Consider the following 20161-nt stretch of genomic DNA (forward strand, 5'->3'; position numbering starts at 1 on the left):
GCGCCCCGCGCGCGCTTTGTGAAACAATATCGGCATGCCCGCTCCGCCCCCGCCGCCATGCACATCGCAATGGCCGGAAAGTTGAGCGGGCGGGCTGGTATTCCCGTTTGCCAACTTCCTTTTCGACCATCGAGCCCATCATGTCCCCTGCGCCTGTCGTGCCCCTAACGCTTGAAGAACGTGCGCCGCTGCTGGCCAGCCTGCCCGGCTGGAGCACCGTCGATGACCGCGATGCGATCCACAAGCGCTTTACCTTTGCCGACTTCAACGCCGCCTTCGCCTTCATGACGCGCGTGGCGCTGGCCGCGGAAAAGGCCGACCACCATCCGGAGTGGTTCAACGTCTACAACCGGGTCGACGTCACCCTGTCCACCCATGACGCCAACGGCCTGACCCGGCGCGATATCGACCTGGCCGCCTTCATGGAGCGCGCCGCCGCGTCGCTGTCCAAGGCCTGAGCGCGCGCCTGCGCCTACCCGGGAGACTGTAGGCAAACCGAAAGGACGCAAGCGGCCCTGCGCTGTACAATCGGTGGTTGACCGCTTGTTGCATTCGTCACTTTCCCGACCCCTTTCGAGCCTCCCAGCCTGCCACCATGCGTATCCTTCTGATCGAGGACGACCGTCAGATCGCCAGTGGCGTCGAAGCCGGCTTGTCCCAAGCCGGCCATCAGGTGCGTGTGGTGCATGACGGCGTCTACGCCACCGAGCACCTGCTGCGCGAACAACACGACCTGGTGATCCTCGACCTGGGCCTGCCCGGCATCGACGGCATGACCCTGCTGGCGCGCTACCGCGCCCGCAACCGCACCACGCCGGTCATCATCCTGACCGCGCGCGACGAGCTCGAAGACAAGCTCTCCGGCCTGAACGCCGGCGCCGACGACTACCTGGTCAAGCCCTTCGCCCTGCCCGAGCTGGAGGCGCGCGTGCGCGTCTTGCTGCGCCGCAGCCAGCACGGCGAGGCCGCGCCCGAGCGCGACGTGCGGCTCGGACGACTGCGCCTGTCGGGCAACGACCGCCGCATGTTCATCGACGGCAAGCCGCTGGAACTCTCGCCGCGCGAATTCGCCGTGCTGGAGCTGCTGCTGCAGCGCCAGGGCCGCGTGGTCAGCAAGGCACAGCTGCAGGACCATCTCGCCACTTTCGCGCATCCCGCGGGCGAAGGCGGGGACACGGTTGGCGATACCGCCATCGAAGTCTACGTGCACCGCGTACGCAAGAAGCTCGAAGAATGCGACGTGGAGATCGTGACCGTGCGCGGTTTCGGCTACCTGCTGCAGATCCGCGCCGGCACCTGACGCCGCGCCCAGGGAGAAGCCCGCCATGTGGCTGCGCCCACGTCCTCCCCAGCCTCCCAAGGCCCTGACCGACGCCGCCAGCGGTGCATCCGGCAAGGCCGTCGCAACCGCCGCGGCAACGCCATCCGCGCGCTCGGCCTCCACGCAAAGCCTGCGCGTGCACTTGCTGCGCGCGCTGGCCACGCCGCTGTTCGCGCTGGTGCTGACCAGCGGCTCGCTCTCCTACTGGCTGGCGGCGCACTACACCACACAGGTATTCGACCGCGCCCTGTACGGCGTGGCCAACAATATCGCGCAGCAGATCCGCATTGCGGGCCCCCGGCTGGAGCAAGACATCCCGATGATCGCGCAGACGCTGGTCGAGGCCGAAGGCACCGACCGCATCTACTGGCGCATCCACGGCCCCGACGGGCTGATCGGCGGCATGGACACCTGGCTGGGCTACGGCACCGGGCAGACTTCGCTGCACGATGCGCGGCTTTTCTATGCCTGGTTCAGCGGGCGCCAGGTGCGCGCCGTGCGCCTGCCGGTCAACCTGCCCAGCCCGGCCTCGGATGAACTGGCCACCAGCGAGGCCGGACGCGCCCCGCGCGGGCCCATCGTGGTGGAAGTGGCCGAGCTGCTGGACCGGCGCGAGACCGCCGCCAACGAGATCCTGCTGTCGGTCTCGGTGCCGCTGATCCTGCTGCTGGTGGTGGGCAGCCTGATCCTCTCGCACGTGCTCAAGGAAGAGCTGGTGCCGCTGCAGATCCTCACCGACAAGCTCAATCGCCAGACCGCGCGCTCGCTGGCGCCGCTCGATGAAACCCAGGTACCGGCCGAAGTGGAGCCGCTGATCCGCGCGCTCAACGCACTGCTGGCCAGGCTGCGCGATGCGCTCGACGCGCAGCGCAAGTTCATCGCCGACGCCGCGCACCAACTGCGCACGCCGCTCACTGCCGTCAAGCTGCATGCCGACCGTGCGGTGCAGTCGGTGGATCCCGCGGTGACGGACCACGCGCTGCGCGAGCTGCAATCGGCAGCCGACCGCGCGGTGCGCCTGTCCAACCAGTTGCTGTCGCTGGCCCGCGCGGAGCCCGGGCTATCGCTGGAGCGTCTGGGCCCGATCGAGCATTTCGACCTGGCCACGCTGGCCTTCGAGACCGGCGCCGAGTGGGTGCCGCAGGCGCTCGCGCGCCAAATCGACCTGGGCTTCGAGACCTTGCCCGGTCCCACCTTTACGGGCGCGGCGCCCTCCACGGTGCGCGGCAACCGCCTGCTGATACGCGAAGCGCTCAGCAACCTGATCGACAATGCCGTGAAATACGTGCCGCCCGGCGGGCGCATCACCGTGCGCGCTGGCGGCGAGGCGCTCGGCCATCGCGGCATGGCGGTGGTGATGGTGGAAGACAACGGGCCGGGCATTGCGCTGGCGCGCCGCGAGGAAGTCTTCAAGCGCTTCTTCCGCGGCGACCATACGCCGGGGCCCAATGCGCCGGCGCAACCGCCCGGCGGCGCCGGCCTCGGCCTCGCCATCGTGCATGAAATCATCGGCCTGCATCACGGCACCATCCGCATCGAAGATGTGCCCGCCTCCGGGGAGGAGGCCGAGGCGCGCGGCATGCGCTTTGTGATCCGCATCCCGTGCGAGGCCGCCGGGATCGTCTGAGGTGAGGCGGGACAAGCCGTGCAACTCGTCCCCTTGCAAGACGCCTACTTGGCTTTCTTGTCCTTCGGCGCCAGCATGGTGCCGCGGCACTTCGGGTTGCCGCAACGGCACTCGAACTCCTTCTTGAGCTTCTTGGTGTAGCGCGCGTCGATCACCAGCCCATAATCGTAGAACAGTTCCTCGCCGCCCGCGATGTCGCGCAGCGCGTGGATGAACACGCGCCCCTTCTTCTCGCGTGCCTCGCAATTGGGCGCGCAGGCGTGGTTGATCCAGCGCGCGCGGTTGCCGCCGAACTTGGCGTCGATCACGTTGCCGTCTTCCAGGCTGAAGTAGAAGGTGTGGTTGGGATCCGCCGGATCGTGCGGATGGCGCTTGAGCGCTTCCTTCCACGAAATATGCTCGCCCTTGTATTCGATGATGCGCTCGCCCTCGGCAATCGGCGCGTTCGCATAGACGCCCTTGCCATGCACGCCCGAGCGGCGCACTTCGACGCGGTCGGACGCGGTCTTGCGCTTGCCCTGCCTGGGGCTCTTGACGCGCTCGGCGTCTTTCGCGTCAGTCCCTTCCTGGTTCAATTCCTCTTGCTTTGCCTGTTCCGCCATGTGCCATCCCGTATTGGTCCGCCTTCCTGCCACCCTGCGCGGCTGCGCGCCGCCCGGGCGCGATGGCGATGATACCTGCCCATATTGGCTGCGGCATCCCCTTGCCGGCAAATAGGCGTATACTGGGCGGCCCACCTGAACCTGTAGTACGTCGATCCAGATATACAGCGCACCGGTTAACGGGAAGACCCATCATCGAAACAGCCTCAAGAAGCTCTTCTGTGGCTACCTGTGGCTACGTATACGACCACGAACCCGCCGACAGTTTGTGGATAACCCGGCAAAAATCTGGGGATAAAGACATGCAATTCATGTGGGCTGCCTGGGGTTGGCATGGGGACGCATCAGGCATAAGTCGGAGGGTTGCACCCGACCCCTCATCCAAAAGGCTAAGTCATCCACGTCCGCCAACACCGGGTCCCACCACTTCTGCTTCTTGCAACATCCTGATTTGAAAAGCGTTTACCGGGTTATCCACAGAAAAGGCAGCCGTTTACCTACTACTACTATCTGTATACATTAAAGAAAGAAGTAAACAGAAAGGACTACGTCCTGTTATCGGCGAGCAAAGAGAACCACGCAAAAAATAAAGGGCTGAAAAGCCGCTTCAGGCGTGGCTTCTTTTTTGAGCAAGAGGAATTTGCTGGTCGCTGCACGGTTTACCCCCGTACATCCAAGGATTTTTGACGAGGAAGAGCGCGTATGCAACCGCGTACTACGCGTGGTCTTCCTGCTGGGTCGCCGAGGTATACGCGCCGTTTCGCGGCGGTCGGCGGTATACGTCCGCACTGCCCGGTGACCGGGCTTGGCCGTAAACGCGCACCGTTAACGGCCAAGGCCGCGCATGCATGCCGCGAATAACCTCGAGATTTCGGCCGCGCTTGCTCAATGGGCGCCATGCACAATAGTTCATATCCCTCCCAGGCAGCCTCTCGGCCCTCGCTGCTGCGCTGCAATGGGTACGCGGTCCACGGACCCGGCTCCAGCGAAAGAAACGCCCACAGCGCCTGCAAGGCCCCTTGGCGGGCAGGGATAGTGCTGCGCGGCGGCCAGTTGCCTTTGGCATCTGCCGGAGGCCCCGGCATTTGAGGGATTTCGCCCTGCCCGCGCCGGGCTTCGCTATTGCAATGCAATGCCCCTGGAAGGGCCCACAAGGCCTCTGGAGCCGTTTTGCAGGTGTGGATGCCCTCTGGGACACCTGGGTGCGTTAACTCGCCTGAGGCCCATCCTGACGCTCGCGAAGGCTCGGCTTGCACCCCCGAATCCCCACAAAGCCCCAGCCAGCGCGGCCTGGAGCGGGATGCCCTGTAACAATCTGTTCCCAGTTGGCGTGGCCCGACACGGTATGATGTGGCCCGCGGCGCCTTTGCCGACGCCGGCGCGAAGTGCGCCGGCCCAGCCAGGCGTCCTTGTTTTATCAACTCGACACGGAGTGAAGCATGACGAAAACCGAACTGATCGACGCCATCGCGGCCGGCGTGGACGGCCTGACCAAGGCCAAGGCAGAACAAGCGCTGAACGTGACGCTTGGCGCCATCATGGAAGCCGTGGCCAAGGGCGACACCCTGAGCCTGATCGGCTTTGGCACCTTCAGCCAGGGCGAGCGCGGCGAACGCATGGCGCGCAACCCGCGCACCGGCGAAGAAATCAAGGTCGAAGCCGCCAAGACCGTCAAGTTCAAGGCTGGCCAGAAGTTCAAGGACGCAGTGAACCAGTGAGTCCCGCGGGCGGTCTCGTGCCAGCCCCGTTGGATCAACCCCGCCGTGCCGCCACCGGTTGCCTGATGGCATGGGTGAGCGCCAGGCGGGGCGCGTTATCCACAGTGTTTGACCCGCGGTTATCCTGCCGCTTCGCGGTATACGCCGCACCCTCCGCCAGCCCGGTAAGATAGTGCCCTATCGGCGCCTTCCCTCAGTAAATACAAGGGTCTAGGGTGTCCTGCTCAGTAGGCCTCTCATGCACCTTCCTTCGCCGCGCGGCAGATTTCCACAGCTTTATTCACAACGTTTCCCACAAAATTTTCCACAGGCACGGCGGCTTGGCCTGAGCCTGCTGATGACGCTCGCGCTGGTCTCGGGTTGCACCACGCCTACCCCACCCGCCCGGCCTCAGGCGACCCCCTGCCCGATACGGAAAGACCCGTGACAACGCCCGGCGCCACGCAGCGTCAGCGCATCGTTGAGATCGCCTGGCAGGAATGGCAGCGCTGGGGGGCCAGACCGTGCGCCTGGGGCGCGACGACACCGCGTGCGTGGCCGACAGCCCGCTGCCGGCGCCCGTATTGCCCGGCATGCCGGTGGCCGGACCCGAAGCGGATGGGACGGATGCCGCGGACCGGTCCGCCGACCGTGAGGACGAGGAGAGCAGCGAGGCGGCCTGCCTGCACTTTCCCGACGGCACCGGCATGGAGGCCACGCCCCAGGGCTGCAAACTCGCCCAGCGCTATTGGGCCATCGTGGGCAAGGCCGTCACGTGCCGCCAGGTCACCCAGGGCAACTGGGCCTGGTCTGCCGTGTTCATTTCCTGGGTAATGCGCAAGGCCGGCCTGGACGACCGCCAGTTCCTGACCGGCGATTCGCATTCGATGTACGTGGTGGACGCGCGCGACGGCATTCTGCCCGCGCCGGCGTTCCGCATCGAGCCGTTGCCCGCCATGCCCCGCCCGGGCGATGTGATCTGCGCCGCGCGCGGGCGCGACAGGTACCTCGACAGCGCCGCCGAGATCGGCTTTGGCACCACGCCCATGCATTGCGACATCGTGGTCGAGGTCGACCCGGCGGCACGCCTGGTCAAGGCCATTGGCGGCAATGTCCAGCAATCGGTGTCGATGGAGCTGATCGAGCTGGGTGACTCCGGCATGATCGACGGCGTCACCAACACGCACATGCCGTGGCTGCTGATCATGCGCAACACGCTGCCCTGAGCCTGAACCTGAGGCGTTGCTGGTTGCCCTGTGCCAAGCCGCCGAACGCGGGTAGCCCCCGCTTGACCCGCCTCGCAAAATCATTAACATGGTAATTAATCGGGCGTCGGCATGAGGTTTCTCCGTGTCGGCATCATGGTCCGACCCCACCTGAACCGCACACTGAAAGCGCCCGTACCGACGCGGCGAGCAACCCGAGAGGAGACCCTGCATGGCCATTGCCAACTGTCACCCGGCGGAATGGGAGGCGCGCGTCAAGCTCGCCGCCTGCTACCGCATCTTCGACCGGCTGAGCTGGACCGAGCTGATCTACAACCACATCACGCTGCGCCTGCCGCCCGAGGCGGGTGGCGATGGCGGTAGTCCTCACTTCCTGATCAATCCCTTCGGCCTGCGCTACGCGGAGGTGACCGCCTCCAACCTGGTGAAGATCGACCTGGCGGGGCAGGTCATCGGCGAGAGCCGCTGGCCGGTCAACCCGGCCGGCTTCACCGTGCACGCCGCCATCCACGCCGGTATCCCGGGCGCGCACTGCGTCATGCATACGCACACCACGGCCGGCATGGCGGTCGCCTGTTCGGCGCAGGGCCTGTCGATGAGCAATTTCTACGCGGCGCAATTGTTCGGCAAGGTGGCCTACCATCCGTTTGAAGGCATCACCGTGCACGACGACGAAGGGCCGCGCCTGGTGCGCAATATCGGCGACAAGCCCGCCGTGATCCTGCGCAACCATGGCTTGCTGGCCTGGGGCGACAGCATTGCGCGTACCTTTTCCACGCTCTGGCTGCTCAACCGCGCGTGCGAGATCCAGCTGGCCACGCTGGCCATGGGGGCGGCGCTGCCGGTGCCCGAGGAGATCCAGCGCAAGTGCACGCGCGACTCGTTGCAGTTCAATCCCAAGTTCGGCGCGGGCGAAGATGTGTTCGCGGCACTGACCCGGGAAATTGACGGTATCGATGAATCGTATCGTGAATAGCCAACATTGATTCATAGCGAGAATAAACGAGCAGGAGCAGGCAGTCATGACATCCCTATGCATCGTCGGCGCAGGTGCCGTCGGCGGCTTTATCGGCGCGCGGCTGGCCCGTTCCGGCCAGGCGCTGAACGTACTGGCGCGCGGCCAGACGCTGGAGGCGCTGCGCTCGCAAGGCCTGACCCTGATCGAGGGCGAGCGCAGCGAGACGTTCGCGGTTCACGCGCAGAGCGATCCCGCAGCGCTAGGTACGCAAGATGTGGTGATCCTGGCGGTGAAAGCGCCGGCGCTGCCGCAATTGGCGCAGACCATCGGACCGCTGATCGGCCCCGATACGGTGGTGGTGACGGCGATGAACGGCGTGCCCTGGTGGTTCTTCGAGCGGCCCGGCCCGCATGCCGGCTTGTCGCTGCGCGCCGTGGATCCGCAAGGCGCCATTGCGCGCGCCATCCCGGCGGCACACGTAATCGGCTGCGTGGTGCACCTGACCGCCTCCACGCCGGCTCCGGCCACGGTGCGCCACGGCTTCGGCGCGCGCCTGATCCTGGGCGCGGCGGGCGGCGCTACGGCCATGGCAGCCGGCAAGCTCGAGGCCGTGGCCAGCCTGCTCGCCAGCGGCGGCCTGGAGATCGAGCGCAGCGCCGCGATCCAGCAGGACATCTGGTTCAAGCTGTGGGGCAATATGACGATGAACCCGGTCTCCGTGCTGACAGGCGCCACCTGCGACCGCATCCTCGACGATCCGCTGGTCAATCGTTTCTGCCTGGCGGTGATGGAAGAGGCCAGCAAGATCGGCGCGGTCATCGGTTGCCCGATCGCGCAAAGCGGCGAGGAGCGCAGCCAGGTCACGCGCAAGCTGGGCGCCTTCAAGACTTCGATGCTGCAGGATGCCGAGGCCGGGCGGCCGGTGGAGATCGATGCACTGGTGGCATCGGTGCGGGAAATTGGCGAGCACGTCGGGATCGCGACCCCCAACATCGATGCGCTGCTGGGGTTGGTACGGCTACATGCCCAGGTACGCGGGCTTTACTGACCGGGTTTGGCGGGGTGAATCGGTTTTATTATTCTCCATATAAATCAACTAATCTTGTTGGTTTGTCTGTTGATAAATGGTAAGAATGATTTTGCCGCGCACCGCCAAGCATTGAGGCATTGCTCGCTTGGGTGGATGGCAGCAAAGAGGCAAAATTAATTCGCATGAAGAATGTTCATTTGCAATCAACAATACATTTCATTATTGGTGTAAATATCAAGGGGCCTCCATGAGGCCCCTCTTCATCCTTGCGTCGCCAGCTTCGCCCGCTGGCGCCCCGCCCATATCCCCTCGATCGCATAGACAGCCAGCGATATCCAGATCATCGCAAAGCCGACCTGCTTGCTGGCCGGGAACGGCTCGTTCCAGAGCCACACGCCGAGCAGCAGCTGCAGCGTCGGGCCGGTGTACTGCAGCAGCCCCAGCAAGGACAGCGGGATACGCCGCGCGCCGGCCGCGAACAGCAGCAAGGGGACGGCGGTGACCGGCCCGGCGAGCAGCGCCAGCAACTGCACCCCGCCGCCGACCTCGGGGAAGTCGGCTTGGCCCGTCGCGAACAGGTAAGCCAGCGCGCTTGCCGCCAGCGGGAACAGCAGCATGGTCTCCAGCGAGAGGCCTTCCAGCGCGCCCAGCGTGGCGGTCTTGCGCAGCAGCCCGTAGCCGCCGAAAGTGGCGGCCAGCGCCAGCGCAATCCAGGGCAGCTGGCCCGCGGCCACGGTCAGCCAGACCACGCCTGCCGCAGCCAGGGCAATGGAGGCCCACTGGCCGGGACGCAGCCGCTCATGCAGGAACAGCACGCCCAGCAGCACGTTGAACAGCGGATTGATGAAGTAGCCCAGGCTGGCGTCCACCACCCGACCGTTCGATACCGACCAGATGTAGAGAAACCAGTTGCCGCTCAGCAGCAGCGCACTGGCAACGAAGCCGGCCAGCAGGCGCGGATTGGTCCAGACTCCTCGCAGCCAGCCCCAGTGACGGCGCCAGGTGAGCACCAGCCCCAGGAACACCAGCGACCACACCATGCGGTGCAGCAGGATCTCCATTGGCGCGATGCCGTGGAGGGATTTGATATAGAGCGGCAGCAAGCCCCAGACGATGTAGGCGAGCAGCGCGTAGATGATGCCGGTTTGCATGAAGAGTCCCAAGGAATCGGGGGATTCTACCGGCGTAAAAAAGCCCGTGCTGGGCACGGGCTTATGGCTGGCTTGCGCCACCTCGCGGGAGGCGGCAATGCACTTACAGCTTGCGCGCGAAGCTGAACTGCGAAAATGCTTGCTCGGCCACGTTGAACCACGCTGCTTCGTTGTTGCGGAAGACGCGCCAGTCGTCGTAGATCTTCTTGAACGACGGGTTCTTGGCGGTTTCCTCTGCGTAGGCGTCCTGGGTGGCCTTGAAGCAGGCCTCCATGATTTCCTTGGAGAACGGACGCAGCTTCACGCCGTTTTCCAGCAGGCGGGCCAGCGCTTGCGGGTTGACCGCGTCGTACTTGGCCATCATGTTGGTGTGGACTTCGATGGTGGCCGTTTCCAGCGCGCGCTTGTACAGCGCGGGCAGCTTCTCGTACTCGGTTGCCGAGGAGTAGAAGGACAGCTGCGCGCTGCCTTCCCACCAGCCCGGGTAGTAGTAGTACGGGGCAACCTTGTAGAAGCCGAGCTTCTCGTCATCGTACGGGCCGACCCATTCCGCCGCATCGATGGTGCCTTTTTCCAGCGCGGGATAGATGTCGCCACCAGCGATCTGCTGCGGCACCACGCCCAGGCGCGACAGCACCACGCCGGCGAAACCGGCAATGCGGTACTTCAGGCCCTGCAGGTCGGCAACCGTCTTGATTTCCTTGCGGAACCAGCCACCCATCTGCGCGTTGGTGTTGCCGCCCAGGAAGTTGACGACGTTGTATTCCTTGAAGAACTCGCGCATCAGCTTCATGCCGTTGCCCTGCATCATCCATGCATTTTGCTGGCGCGAGGTCAGGCCGAACGGGACGGTGGTGTCGAAGCACAGCGTCGGGTTCTTGCCGAAGTAGTAGTAGCCGGCGGTGTGGCCGATCTGCACGGTATTGTTCTGCACCGCGTCCAGCACCTGCAGGCCCGGCACGAGTTCGCCGGCGGCGAAGACCTTGATGTTGAATTTGCCGTCGGTGAGTTCCTTGACCCGTTGCGACAGCAGCTCGGCGCCACCGTAGATGGTGTCGAGAGACTTGGGGAAGCTCGAAGCCAGGCGCCATTCCACGGCCGGATTGCTGCCGATCACGGCCGGTGCGCTGGCACCGGCGGCGGCCGGCGCAGCAGCCTTTTCTTCCTTGCCGCACGCGGCCAGCGCACCCGTGGCGGCCACGGCCGATGCCTTCAACAGAAAGGAACGACGTTCCATGACTTCTCCTCTTTTATAGATTTCTAGTGCGGCAGCAGGGGTGGGCACGCCCGCGTCATGCGTGGGCATCCCGCTCTGTACCGTGACGCGCAGGCAGCCGGGGTACGGCGGCCGCGCAACAATGAGCCTGTTACGGAGACATAGCAGGAACGTGGCGTATCCTGGCATGCCTTCGTAACAGGCTCGAGGGCCGATCCGTACCCGTTGGACAGGCCAGGTGATTATAGCGGTGGCCCTTTCGCCACGGGGGCCGTGCAAGTCCGGGTTTTCGCTAGGAAAGTGCAGATTCAGAGGGTGCTGCACATCGTCCTGTCATCCCGCTGCGCTCCCATTGGTACGGCTGCGCCGTGACGTGCCAGGTGACGCAAGCGATGTATTCCATATGGTGAGAACGACGCCCCCGCTGCGGATTTTGTAACCCCGCTTGCTGTCCAATTGGTCGACTGTTAAAAAATCACGCCTTACTGGTCTTGTCCTATGTTGTTTGCCGCCTCGCCCGCCTCCGGCCGCCTGCCGGCGTTCCGCTCGCGTTGCCTCGCCGTTGCCGTGCTGGCCGTCTGGGGACTGAACGCGTGCGCGCAGACCGGGACGGGGCCAAACCTGGCGGCAGCCGATGCGCAGGCCGCGCCCGCGGCGATGCAGAGTCCGGCAACCCCGCCCGAAGCAGACCCGCTGGCAGCCCTGATCGCGGGTGAACAAGCCGCCCCGGCCCCGGTGGCCCCCGACGCCCCTGCCGCGGCTGCCGCACAGGAAGCGCCCGAAGCGCCTGGAGCGCCTGGAGCCGCCGCTGCCGAGGGAGCTTCGCCCACGCCCGCCTCCGCCCTGCCGGAGCCGCCCGCGCCTGCCACCTGGGCCAATGCCGGCCTGGATGACGACGGCATGGAGCTCGCCGGCCCGCCCGATCCACCCCTGCCCCCGGAGCCGGTTGTCGCGCCTGCCCCGCCCGTAGTGTTCTTTCCCAAGCGCCTTGGCGAGTTCGTGGCGGACGCCCCGCCGAATGTCGCCAAGCCCGCCGAGGGCGAGGCTGCCGACACGCCGGCAGCGGCCGGTGAAAGCTATGCGCTGGTTTCCCAGTTGCCCGCCCACGATCCTGCCGGCGAGCAGGTCTGGCGGCTTGGCTACAGCGGGCGCGCCGCGTATGACGATCGCACCACCGCCACCCGTGCCTGCGCTGGCGGTGGCACCTTGTCCACCGGCATCGGCGGCGGGCTCGCGTGCCGCAGCACCGGAGAGGTCAAGGTCAAGGAGTCCCTGTTCTCGCTCGACGGCGGCGCGCAGGTGCAACTGGTGGCGCAGGCCAAGGGGACCGATGCCACTTCGATCAATGGCCGCCCGGCCGCGGTCGATCCCTATGCCCTGCTGCCGCAGATCTATACCTCGGTCAGTGGCCTGTCGGTGCTGGACGGCGCCACCATGTGGGCCGGCCGGCGCGAGAACTCGTCGTTCCTGATGTCGTCTGGGCTGCTGCCGCCCACGTCGCCGGCGATGCGTTTCGGGGTGGACAATGCACGCTTTGGCGACATCGCGCTCAACTACCAGTACACCGCGCGCAATGACCTGAATGGCGCCAACCTGCCAAGCTATCATTCGCTGCGCACCGCGCCCATCGCCACCAACGAGAAAGGCTCGGTGCAACTGGGCTATACGCGTGTGGAAGCGCAGCCGCTGATCCAGCAGACCGGCAGCGCGTGGTGGGTGTCGGCCATGCACGAGCAGCAAGGCGTGCTCGCCGGCACCAACCGCTTCGGCATGCAGTTTGGCGAGGGCAGCCGTAACGCGTTGACGGGCTACACCGGCATGGGGCCCGCCTTGTCGCGCGTACGCGTGGCCGAATCAATGGAGTGGAAGCAGCGCTCGGGGCTGGGCATGGCGGGCTCGGTCGAGTCCAGCATGCAGTTCGACCGCTCGCCGGTTGGCACGCTGCAATGGATGGCCACGCGCGTGCGCCCCGCCTATATCGCCAGTGACCAGTTCAAGCTGACCTTCGAGGTGGCGCACGACCAGATCTCTTCGGGCTTCGGCGCCAGCGGACAGCGCACGGCGGTGACCGTGGCGCCTACCTTCACGCTTGGCAAGGCGGCCGGCAATGCCAACCTGCGCGCCTTCTACACCTACAGCAAGGCCAACGACGTGGACGGCATCGCCTTTGCCTCGCCCACCGATACCTGGGCTTCGCAGACCTCAGGCTCTATCTTCGGCGTGCAGCTCAATCGCCGCTGGTAGGCGCTATAGCCGCTGTGGCCGCTGCTCGCCATGGCGTCTTTCGCGTAATCGGCGCACGGCCCGGCAGCACAGCCGGGGCTCGCAGCAGCCAGTGGAAGACCAGCGTGGCGCTCAGCCCGCCCGCTATCTGCGCCAGCACGAAGCCCGGCACATCGATGGCGCGAATGCCGGTGAAGGTTGCCGTCAGCGCGCACGCAAGGGTCAGCGCCGGGTTGGCGAATGACGTCGATGCCGTGAACCAGTACCCCGCCGTGATATAGCCCGCCACCGCGAACGGCACGAGAGCGGGCCGGCTGCGCCCGGTGCCGATCGCCACGCTGATGAGGCCAAAGGTGGCGACGAACTCGCTCCACCACATCGATGGTCCGGTCCGGCTTTGCGCCGACCAGGCCAGCATCGGCTCGCCAAACATCACATGCGCGCAGGCGACCCCTGCAATGGCGCCGCCCATCTGTACCAGCCCGTAGCGCCAGGCATCGCGCGCCGGCAGCGCGCCGCGCACCATCGCCGAGAGCGTGACGACCGGGTTGAAGTGCCCCCCGAGACCGGCCCCAGCGCGAGCAACAACGCAATCAGCCCGCCTCCCGTGGCCAGCGAGTTCGCCAGCAAGGCCAGCGCGACATTGCCGCCGGCCAACTGCTGCGCGCGAATGCCCGAGCCTACCACCACTGCCACCAGAAGCGCCGTGCCGAGTCCTTCCGCAACCAGGCGCTGACAGAGCGTGCTCGCAGGCGCAGGTACGCTTGCGCGGTGCTGTTCGGCAGCGTGGACGGGTTCGGCCATGGCATCGGGGGAAGGCGCGTGCATCGGGTTTGCAGTGATAGGCAGGACCGCGCAGTGTTTCGTTTTTCGCCTTTCAGCGTCAATGCATGTGCGGCTTGTTTTGAATGAACCGGGAGTATCGAATGCGCAGCGTGTTTTGCTGAATCGCTATCGGGATGGCATGGATGGTGACATGACATCGCGAAAATCGGAGGTCAGGACCAAATGCGAAAGGCGGATTTTCGGGGTAATTGGCGCAATGCCGATAATCGCGGGCGCGATGGCATTGGATGAAGAAATTCGTGCCTGAACATTAGGCGGTGGCAGGCGATATTGCAAGGTCCGGCCTGCGTGAGGCGTGCCCCTGCAAAGGAGGCGATAGACGCGTCCTGGCCGTGTTCTGAGCGGCTACATGCGTGTGGGATGAGGAAGTTGTTGCGCGCGCCAGGCTTCGTCTCTTGGACGCGCCTGAAAGGCCTGAAGGGCAGCGATGAAACCATGGGCACAATGAAAAAAGCCCAAGACCTTTTCAGATCTCGGGCTTTTTTCGTAATGCTGGTGGCCTGGGACGGAATCGAACCGCCGACACAAGGATTTTCAATCCTCTGCTCTACCGACTGAGCTACCGGGCCAAAGAAGCGAAATCATAGCAGCGCTTTTCGACCCGGTCAAGCGCTGCGTGCATCACCGCATCATTGTTCCGCAGGTTCCGGCTTGTTGCGGCCGAGTTCCACGCCAAGCTGCTTGAGCTTGCGATACAGGTGGGTGCGTTCGAGGCCGGTTTTTTCGGCGACGCGGGTCATGCTGCCGTGCTCGCGCAGCAAGTGGTATTCGAAGTAGGCGCGCTCGAACAGGTCGCGTGCTTCGCGCAATGGCATGTCGAAGGAGAAATGCATCTCGGCTTCGGGCAAGCGCTGCGGGCTGCCGTTGGCGGTCTCGGCGGCGCTTTCCGCCGCAATCGCCGCAGTGCCCTCGCCATTGCCGCTCGCGGGCAGCGCCGCGCCTGCGGCCACGCCCGAGCGCGGACGCTCGATGCCACGCGCCAGGCCCTGCTCGACCGCCGACAGCAGCTTTTGCAAGGCAATTGGCTTCTCGAGGAAATTGAGCGCGCCAATCTTGGTTGCTTCCACCGCGGTATCGATGGTTGCGTGCCCCGACATCATGATGACGGGCATGGAGAGCAAGCCTTGGGCCGACCACTCCTTGAGCAGCGTGACGCCGTCGGTATCGGGCATCCAGATGTCAAGCAGCACCAGGTCAGGCGTATTGCCGGCACGGTACTCGCGCGCTTTCTGCGCGTTTTCTGCCACTTCGACCACATGGCCTTCGTCGCTGAGGATTTCCGAGAGCAACTCCCGGATACCCATTTCGTCGTCGACTACGAGGATGGTTGCCATACTTCCCCTCTTGACCCCACCGCGGCTTGCCGGGTTCGGGGCCGCACATTGACTATGCCAGTTTAACGAACAGGATGGAGATCTGCGCCCCGATGATTTCGGAGCCCTCCATGCGATTGCGCAACTCGATGCGTGCGCCGTGTTCGTCAATGATCTTCTTCACCATCGCAAGACCCAGGCCTGTTCCTTTGGCCTTGGTGGTCACATACGGCTCGAACGCGCGACTAAGGATGCGCGGAGCGAAGCCGGGACCATTATCCGCAATGGTGAGCTTGACGGCCTGCCGGTCTTCGCCGGCAGAATCTTTGTATTCTACAGTCTCGGTGTGCAGAGCGATATGGGGCGCCGCCCTAGCCGCGCTTACGTTGTCCGCCACGGCATCCTGGGCGTTTTGCAGCAGGTTGTGGATCACCTGGCGCAGTTGCGTCGGATCGCCCTTGATTTCAGGCGGGCTGCCCGCCAGCGACGGATGGATCACGGCATGCTCGTGCGTGCCCGTGTCGTCGATGCCGTAGAGATGCAGCACTTCGGCGACCAGGCCGTTGAGCTGCAGCGACTGCAACAGCGCTGGCGGCGTGCGCGCGTAATCGCGGAAGTCGTCGACCATGCGCTTCATGGCCGCCACCTGGTTGACGATGGTGGTGGCGCCGCGCTTGAGCACATCGACGTCGGCGCCCTCCAGTTTGGGCGAGAGCTTCATCTGCAGGCGCTCGGCCGAGAGCTGGATCGGGGTCAGCGGGTTCTTGATCTCATGCGCGAGGCGCCGAGCCACTTCGCCCCACGCTACCGAGCGTTGAGCGGAAATCACATCGGAGATGTCGTCGAATACCACCACGTAGCCGGGTTCGTCGCGCTCGTCGCCGCGCCCGCCCGGCAGGCGCGCGCCGCGCACCAGCAGCGTGAGAGCCTGTTCCTCGTCGCCCTGCGGCAGCTCGATCTGCTTTTGCCAGTGCTGCGCGCCACCCAGCATTTCACTGGTGCTCTGCTCGGAGAAGGCCTGCCGCACGATGTCGCCGAACTCGCCCAGGGCCGGGATGCTGTCGATGGGCTGGCCCAGCGCGCCAGTAAACGGCTGGCGGAAAATGCGCTCGGCCCCGGGGTTGGCGGTGATCAGCACGAAGCGGCGATCGAACACGAACACGCCGGCGGTGAGGTTCTGCAGCACGCTCTCGAGATAGGCCGTCGATTTCTCGAGCGCGCTGCGGTTCTGCTCCACCGCGATGCGCGCTTCCGACAGCTGGCGCGTCATCATGTTGAATTGCTGGGTCAGCATGCCGAGCTCGTCGCGGCTCTTGAGCTCGCGCTTGGGCGAGAGGTCGCCCTCGGCCACTTCCTTGGTCCCTTGCAGCAGCATCAGCAACGGCCGCGCCAGCTGCCCGCCGAGCAACAGCGCCAGCATCACGGCAATGAACACCGCCAGGAACAACGTGAGCGTCAGTGTGCCGATATACATCTTGCGCAGGCCGGTGCGGCCGAGCGCCTTTTCCTGGTACTCCTGGTAGGCGCGCTGGACTTCGTCGGCATTGCGCGCCAACGCTGCCGGCACCGGATGCACGACCTGCAGGTAGCGCTCCTCGCGCACCGTGTCGCCCACCAGCCCGAAGCCGGACGATGCGGCGTCCTCGGGGCGGCGCTCGACAGACAGCCCCGAGCCGGCCCAGCGGCTGGCGGCATTGAGGGGCGGCTTGCCCGCGGGCCGGCTGGCGCTATCCGCGGCTGTGGCTGCGTCGGTTTGCGCGGTGGGCGCGGTGGGCGCGGGCCCCAGCGGCACGATGACGCGCAGCAGGTACAGGTGGCTGCCATCGGTACGCTCGGGCTGGTGATGGCTATCGACCGACGGATCGGTGCCCCCTTCCACCGCGGCATAGCCGCCGGCCAGCCGGGCCTGCTCGGCCAGCACGCCAGAGGGCAGGTCCGGCACCAGCGACGCATAGTTGCTCGACGCCGTGGCGATCACGCGGCCGCTGCCGGTGAAGATGGCGGCTTCCTGCACGCCGTATTGCTCGCGCAGCCGGTTGAGCTGCAGCGAAGTGGCGACATTGGGCGAGCTGGTGAGCTGGTCGGCCATCAGCCGCGCCTTGCCTTGCAGGTCCGACAGCGAGCTGTCGATGGTGGAGCGGCCAAGGTTGAGGCCGGCCTCGAGCGCGGTCTCGACCCGCACGTCGAACCAGGACTCGATGCTGCGCGAGACGAACTGCAGGGACACCAGGTAGATCAGCACGCCGGGCAGCACACCCACCACGCCGAAGAACACGGCGAGCTTGGTCATCAGCCGCGTGCCGAACTTGCCGCGGCGATAGCGCAGCCACAAGGTCAGCGCCAGCGCGCCGATGATCAGCACCAGCAGGATGCCGATCACCAGGTTGATCTTGAACAGCAGCGTGAAGTACCGATCGAAGAATTCGGTATTGGCCGAGGCGCCGGCAAGCAGCGCTACCAGCACCAGCGCCAGGAACACGATGATGCCCGCCACGACGCGGTAAAGCACGCGCCGGAACCGGCTGTCCCAAAGGCTGGGGGCGCGCTCATGGCTGGCCTGCGGCCGGCTGCACCAGGGTGGTGGGAGAGAGCACGGTCGATACGGTCTGCGCGAACGGCACCGCGCGCGTTTCGCCGGCCACCGGGGCGGATGCGGCGGACGCCGGCGCCGGCACGGGTGGCGGCACCGGTACGGGCACGAGTTGCGGCGCTGGCGTGGGCGCGGTCGGCGGCGGGAATTCAGTCGGCACGGTGAAGTTGAAGCGCCGCCATTCCGACGCCAGGTTCCACTCGCGCGTGTTGACGGCATTGATCTGGAACGGCTTGGGCAGTTGCGTCAGGTCCAGGCGCATGCGCGCTTCGGCCTGGTAGGTCTCGCCCGGCTTGACCATATTGCGCTCGAACACGCGCCAGCCACGCACGCGCTGGATGAACTGCAGCGCGCCCTTCAGGCGCATGAACGGCAATTGCAGGCCGCCGGTGGAAACGCGGTACTGGCGCGTGAGCGGATGGTAGGACAGCCGCACGCTGCGGCTGGCATTGACGGGCTTTTCGTCGAACCAGTACCAGCGTGGGCGGGTGAGCTGGAAATCGACGACGAAATACAGCGAGATGCCTTTGTTGAGCGCGTCTTCAAGCGGCGGCGGCAGATCGAAATCGAAACTCGCGGCCAGGTCGAAGCCGCCGTCCTGGTACTCGATGCGGGCCTCGTTGACTTCAATGCCGTCGGCCCGTGCCGCGCCCGGCAGCGCGATCAGCGTCATCAGCACGCCGAGCATGATCGTCGCCGCGAGCCACCACGACGCCAGCCGCGCGCGCGCGCTGCATGCCGGGCCGGGGCCGGCTATTGCACCAGCAGCACCAGTTGCACCAGCTGCCGCAAGGGGCACGCACGCACTGTCGTCTGGGACGCGAAGGACGAACAAGCGAAGCGGGTTCGGCATTGGGATCGATTGGGATCGGTCAGGGTCGTTTCTGGAAACGGGCGTAGAAGAAGCCATCGTGATCGGTGGGCAGGCCTTCCTGGCTGCCATTTCCGCCACCGGCCAACTGATCCTTGCTACCGGGCAGCATCTGGCCGGGCGCCTGCAATCGTATCGCATCTGGTAGCTGTGCACCAAACCAGCGCGCCTGCTCTTCGTTCTCCGTTGGGAAAATAGAACAGGTGACATAGACCAGGATGCCGCCCGGCTTGAGCAGGTTCCAGAGCTGCGACACGATGCGCCGCTGCTCGGTGACCAGGCGGGGGATATCCACCTCGCGGCGCAGCCAGCGGATGTCCGGGTGGCGGCGCACGATGCCCGAGGCGGAGCACGGCACGTCGGCCAGGATGCGGTCGTACTGGCGGTTGTCCCACCAGTCCTGCGGGCGGCTGGCGTCGCCTACCACCACGGTGGCTTGCTGGCCCAGGCGCGCGAGGTTCTCGTCGATGCGCGTGGCGCGCTGCGCGTCGCTCTCGAGCGCGGTGACTTCTACGTTAGCGAGTTCCAGGATATGGCCGGTCTTGCCGCCGGGCGCGGCGCACGCATCGAGCACGCGCTGGCCGTCGGCCAGGTCCAGTAGTGGCGCAGCCATTTGCGCGCCGGCGTCCTGCACCGAGACATCGCCCTCCGCAAACCCGGGGATCTGCGACACGGGGAACGCGCGTACCAGCCGCACGGCCTGCGGGCCGATGGCCACGCCCGCCATGCCGGCATTGAGCACGCGCTTGAGGTAGTCAGGCACCGAGACCCGCGCGGTGTTGACGCGCAGGGTCATGGGCGGGCGCACATTGGCGCTCTCGGCCAGTGCGGTCCACTGGTCCGGGTACGCCTTGCGCAGCGCGTCCAGCCACCATGCGGGCAGGTTCCAGCGCGCTTCGTCATCCTGGCGCACCTCGGCCAGGAGTGCCGTGCGTTCACGCAGGAAACGGCGCAGCACGGCGTTCACCAGCCCGCGCGCGTGCGCGGTCTTGGGCTCGGAGGCCGCCGCGCTGACGGCCTGGTCGACCACGGTGAACTCGGTATAGCCGCCCTCGCCCTGCTCGTCCTCGACCAGCAGCGCCAGGGCCACGGCCAGCAGCGAATCCACCAGCGCGCCGGGCGGCCGGGTCACCAGCTTGGTGACCAGCGCGCGCGCCGTGCCGAACTGGCGCATGGTGCGGTAGGCCAGGTCCTGCAGGGCGCCACGCGCGGCGGCGTCGCGCACGCGGTCCAGGCGGTACTGGGCGGCGGCGTTCTCGATGGCCAGCGGCAGCGCGCTGCCTTCATTGACGCCGCGTACGGCAGCCGCGGCGGCGAGCATCTGGAAGGCGAGGGATTCGTGTTGCAGGCGCATGACAGTGGGGCAGTGAGACGGTGAAACGGGGTGGCAGGGGGCAAGCCGCAAGCGGCGAGGACTGGCGGCAAGGCCGGGCGAGGCCAAAACACACTGCCCGCCGCTTCCGGGGAAGCACGGCGGGCAGTTTACCCTG

15 protein-coding genes, 1 tRNA gene and 2 pseudogenes are annotated in these 20161 nt (G+C 65.9%); 9 read left to right on the forward strand and 9 right to left on the reverse strand.

Features of this window, described 5'->3' with window-relative positions; all coding sequences use genetic code 11:
- The first annotated feature begins 140 nt into the window (after positions 1–140).
- The 3 genes from OMK73_RS27615 (at position 141) to OMK73_RS27625 (ending at position 2948) form a co-directional block, all read left to right on the forward strand.
- Entirely contained in the window at positions 141–458 is a 318-nt protein-coding gene (locus OMK73_RS27615; protein ID WP_267604827.1) for a 4a-hydroxytetrahydrobiopterin dehydratase, read from the forward strand.
- A 137-nt stretch (positions 459–595) separates the two neighbouring features.
- A complete protein-coding gene (locus tag OMK73_RS27620) occupies positions 596–1300 on the forward strand; it encodes a response regulator transcription factor (protein WP_267604828.1) in 705 nt (234 codons plus the stop codon).
- 25 nt (positions 1301–1325) lie between these two features.
- The gene (locus OMK73_RS27625; protein WP_267604829.1) at positions 1326–2948 is read left to right on the forward strand and encodes a sensor histidine kinase; all 1623 of its coding nucleotides are present in this window, start codon (positions 1326–1328) and stop codon (positions 2946–2948) included.
- 44 nt (positions 2949–2992) lie between these two features.
- Here the strand turns inward: OMK73_RS27625 and OMK73_RS27630 are convergent, their stop codons facing one another.
- Positions 2993–3550: an SET domain-containing protein gene (locus OMK73_RS27630; protein ID WP_267604830.1), complete on the reverse strand. Its 558-nt coding sequence runs from the start codon at positions 3548–3550 to the stop codon at positions 2993–2995.
- A gap of 1439 nt (positions 3551–4989) precedes the next feature.
- On the opposite strand from OMK73_RS27630, the gene OMK73_RS27635 reads away from it, so the two are divergent.
- The 4 genes and pseudogenes from OMK73_RS27635 (at position 4990) to OMK73_RS27650 (ending at position 8479) form a co-directional block, all read left to right on the forward strand.
- Complete coding sequence (locus OMK73_RS27635; protein ID WP_006162250.1) at positions 4990–5268, forward strand: HU family DNA-binding protein; 279 nt, start codon at positions 4990–4992, stop codon at positions 5266–5268.
- A 238-nt stretch (positions 5269–5506) separates the two neighbouring features.
- A pseudogene (locus OMK73_RS27640) lies at positions 5507–6473 on the forward strand (DUF2272 domain-containing protein).
- 211 nt (positions 6474–6684) lie between these two features.
- Complete coding sequence (locus OMK73_RS27645; protein WP_267604831.1) at positions 6685–7449, forward strand: class II aldolase/adducin family protein; 765 nt, start codon at positions 6685–6687, stop codon at positions 7447–7449.
- Positions 7450–7495: 46 nt separating this feature from the next.
- Positions 7496–8479, forward strand: a complete 984-nt coding sequence (locus OMK73_RS27650; RefSeq protein ID WP_267604833.1) for a 2-dehydropantoate 2-reductase — start codon at positions 7496–7498, stop codon at positions 8477–8479.
- 242 nt (positions 8480–8721) lie between these two features.
- Here the strand turns inward: OMK73_RS27650 and rarD are convergent, their stop codons facing one another.
- The gene (gene rarD, locus OMK73_RS27655; protein WP_267604834.1) at positions 8722–9612 is read right to left on the reverse strand and encodes an EamA family transporter RarD; all 891 of its coding nucleotides are present in this window, start codon (positions 9610–9612) and stop codon (positions 8722–8724) included.
- A gap of 103 nt (positions 9613–9715) precedes the next feature.
- Entirely contained in the window at positions 9716–10849 is a 1134-nt protein-coding gene (locus tag OMK73_RS27660; protein ID WP_174424353.1) for a TRAP transporter substrate-binding protein, read from the reverse strand.
- A gap of 477 nt (positions 10850–11326) precedes the next feature.
- Between OMK73_RS27660 and OMK73_RS27665 the strand changes: the two genes are divergently transcribed.
- The gene (locus OMK73_RS27665; RefSeq protein WP_267604835.1) at positions 11327–13072 is read left to right on the forward strand and encodes a carbohydrate porin; all 1746 of its coding nucleotides are present in this window, start codon (positions 11327–11329) and stop codon (positions 13070–13072) included.
- Here the strand turns inward: OMK73_RS27665 and OMK73_RS27670 are convergent.
- A pseudogene (locus OMK73_RS27670) lies at positions 13056–13855 on the reverse strand (aquaporin). The gene OMK73_RS27665 and the pseudogene OMK73_RS27670 sit on opposite strands and share 17 nt — an antisense overlap.
- Here OMK73_RS27670 and OMK73_RS27675 point away from each other — a divergent pair.
- Positions 13854–14144 (forward strand): hypothetical protein, encoded by a 291-nt coding sequence (locus OMK73_RS27675; RefSeq protein WP_267606658.1) that lies wholly within the window; start codon positions 13854–13856, stop codon positions 14142–14144. The pseudogene OMK73_RS27670 and the gene OMK73_RS27675 sit on opposite strands and share 2 nt — an antisense overlap.
- 246 nt (positions 14145–14390) lie before the next feature.
- Here OMK73_RS27675 and OMK73_RS27680 read toward each other — a convergent pair.
- The 5 genes from OMK73_RS27680 to rsmB all read right to left on the reverse strand — a co-directional run bounded on the left by OMK73_RS27680 (position 14391) and on the right by rsmB (position 20025).
- A tRNA-Phe gene (locus tag OMK73_RS27680) sits at positions 14391–14466 on the reverse strand.
- Between the two features lie 60 nt (positions 14467–14526).
- A complete protein-coding gene (locus tag OMK73_RS27685) occupies positions 14527–15231 on the reverse strand; it encodes a response regulator (protein WP_267604836.1) in 705 nt (234 codons plus the stop codon).
- Positions 15232–15283: 52 nt separating this feature from the next.
- Complete coding sequence (locus tag OMK73_RS27690) at positions 15284–17719, reverse strand: sensor histidine kinase (RefSeq protein WP_267604837.1); 2436 nt, start codon at positions 17717–17719, stop codon at positions 15284–15286.
- 37 nt (positions 17720–17756) lie between these two features.
- Complete coding sequence (locus OMK73_RS27695; protein ID WP_267604839.1) at positions 17757–18488, reverse strand: DUF4390 domain-containing protein; 732 nt, start codon at positions 18486–18488, stop codon at positions 17757–17759.
- Between the two features lie 184 nt (positions 18489–18672).
- A complete protein-coding gene (gene rsmB, locus OMK73_RS27700; protein WP_267604840.1) occupies positions 18673–20025 on the reverse strand; it encodes a 16S rRNA (cytosine(967)-C(5))-methyltransferase RsmB in 1353 nt (450 codons plus the stop codon).
- Between the last annotated feature and the right edge of the window lie 136 nt (positions 20026–20161).

The sequence above is a fragment of the Cupriavidus sp. D39 genome (genome assembly GCF_026627925.1).
Classification (GTDB): domain Bacteria; phylum Pseudomonadota; class Gammaproteobacteria; order Burkholderiales; family Burkholderiaceae; genus Cupriavidus; species Cupriavidus ulmosensis.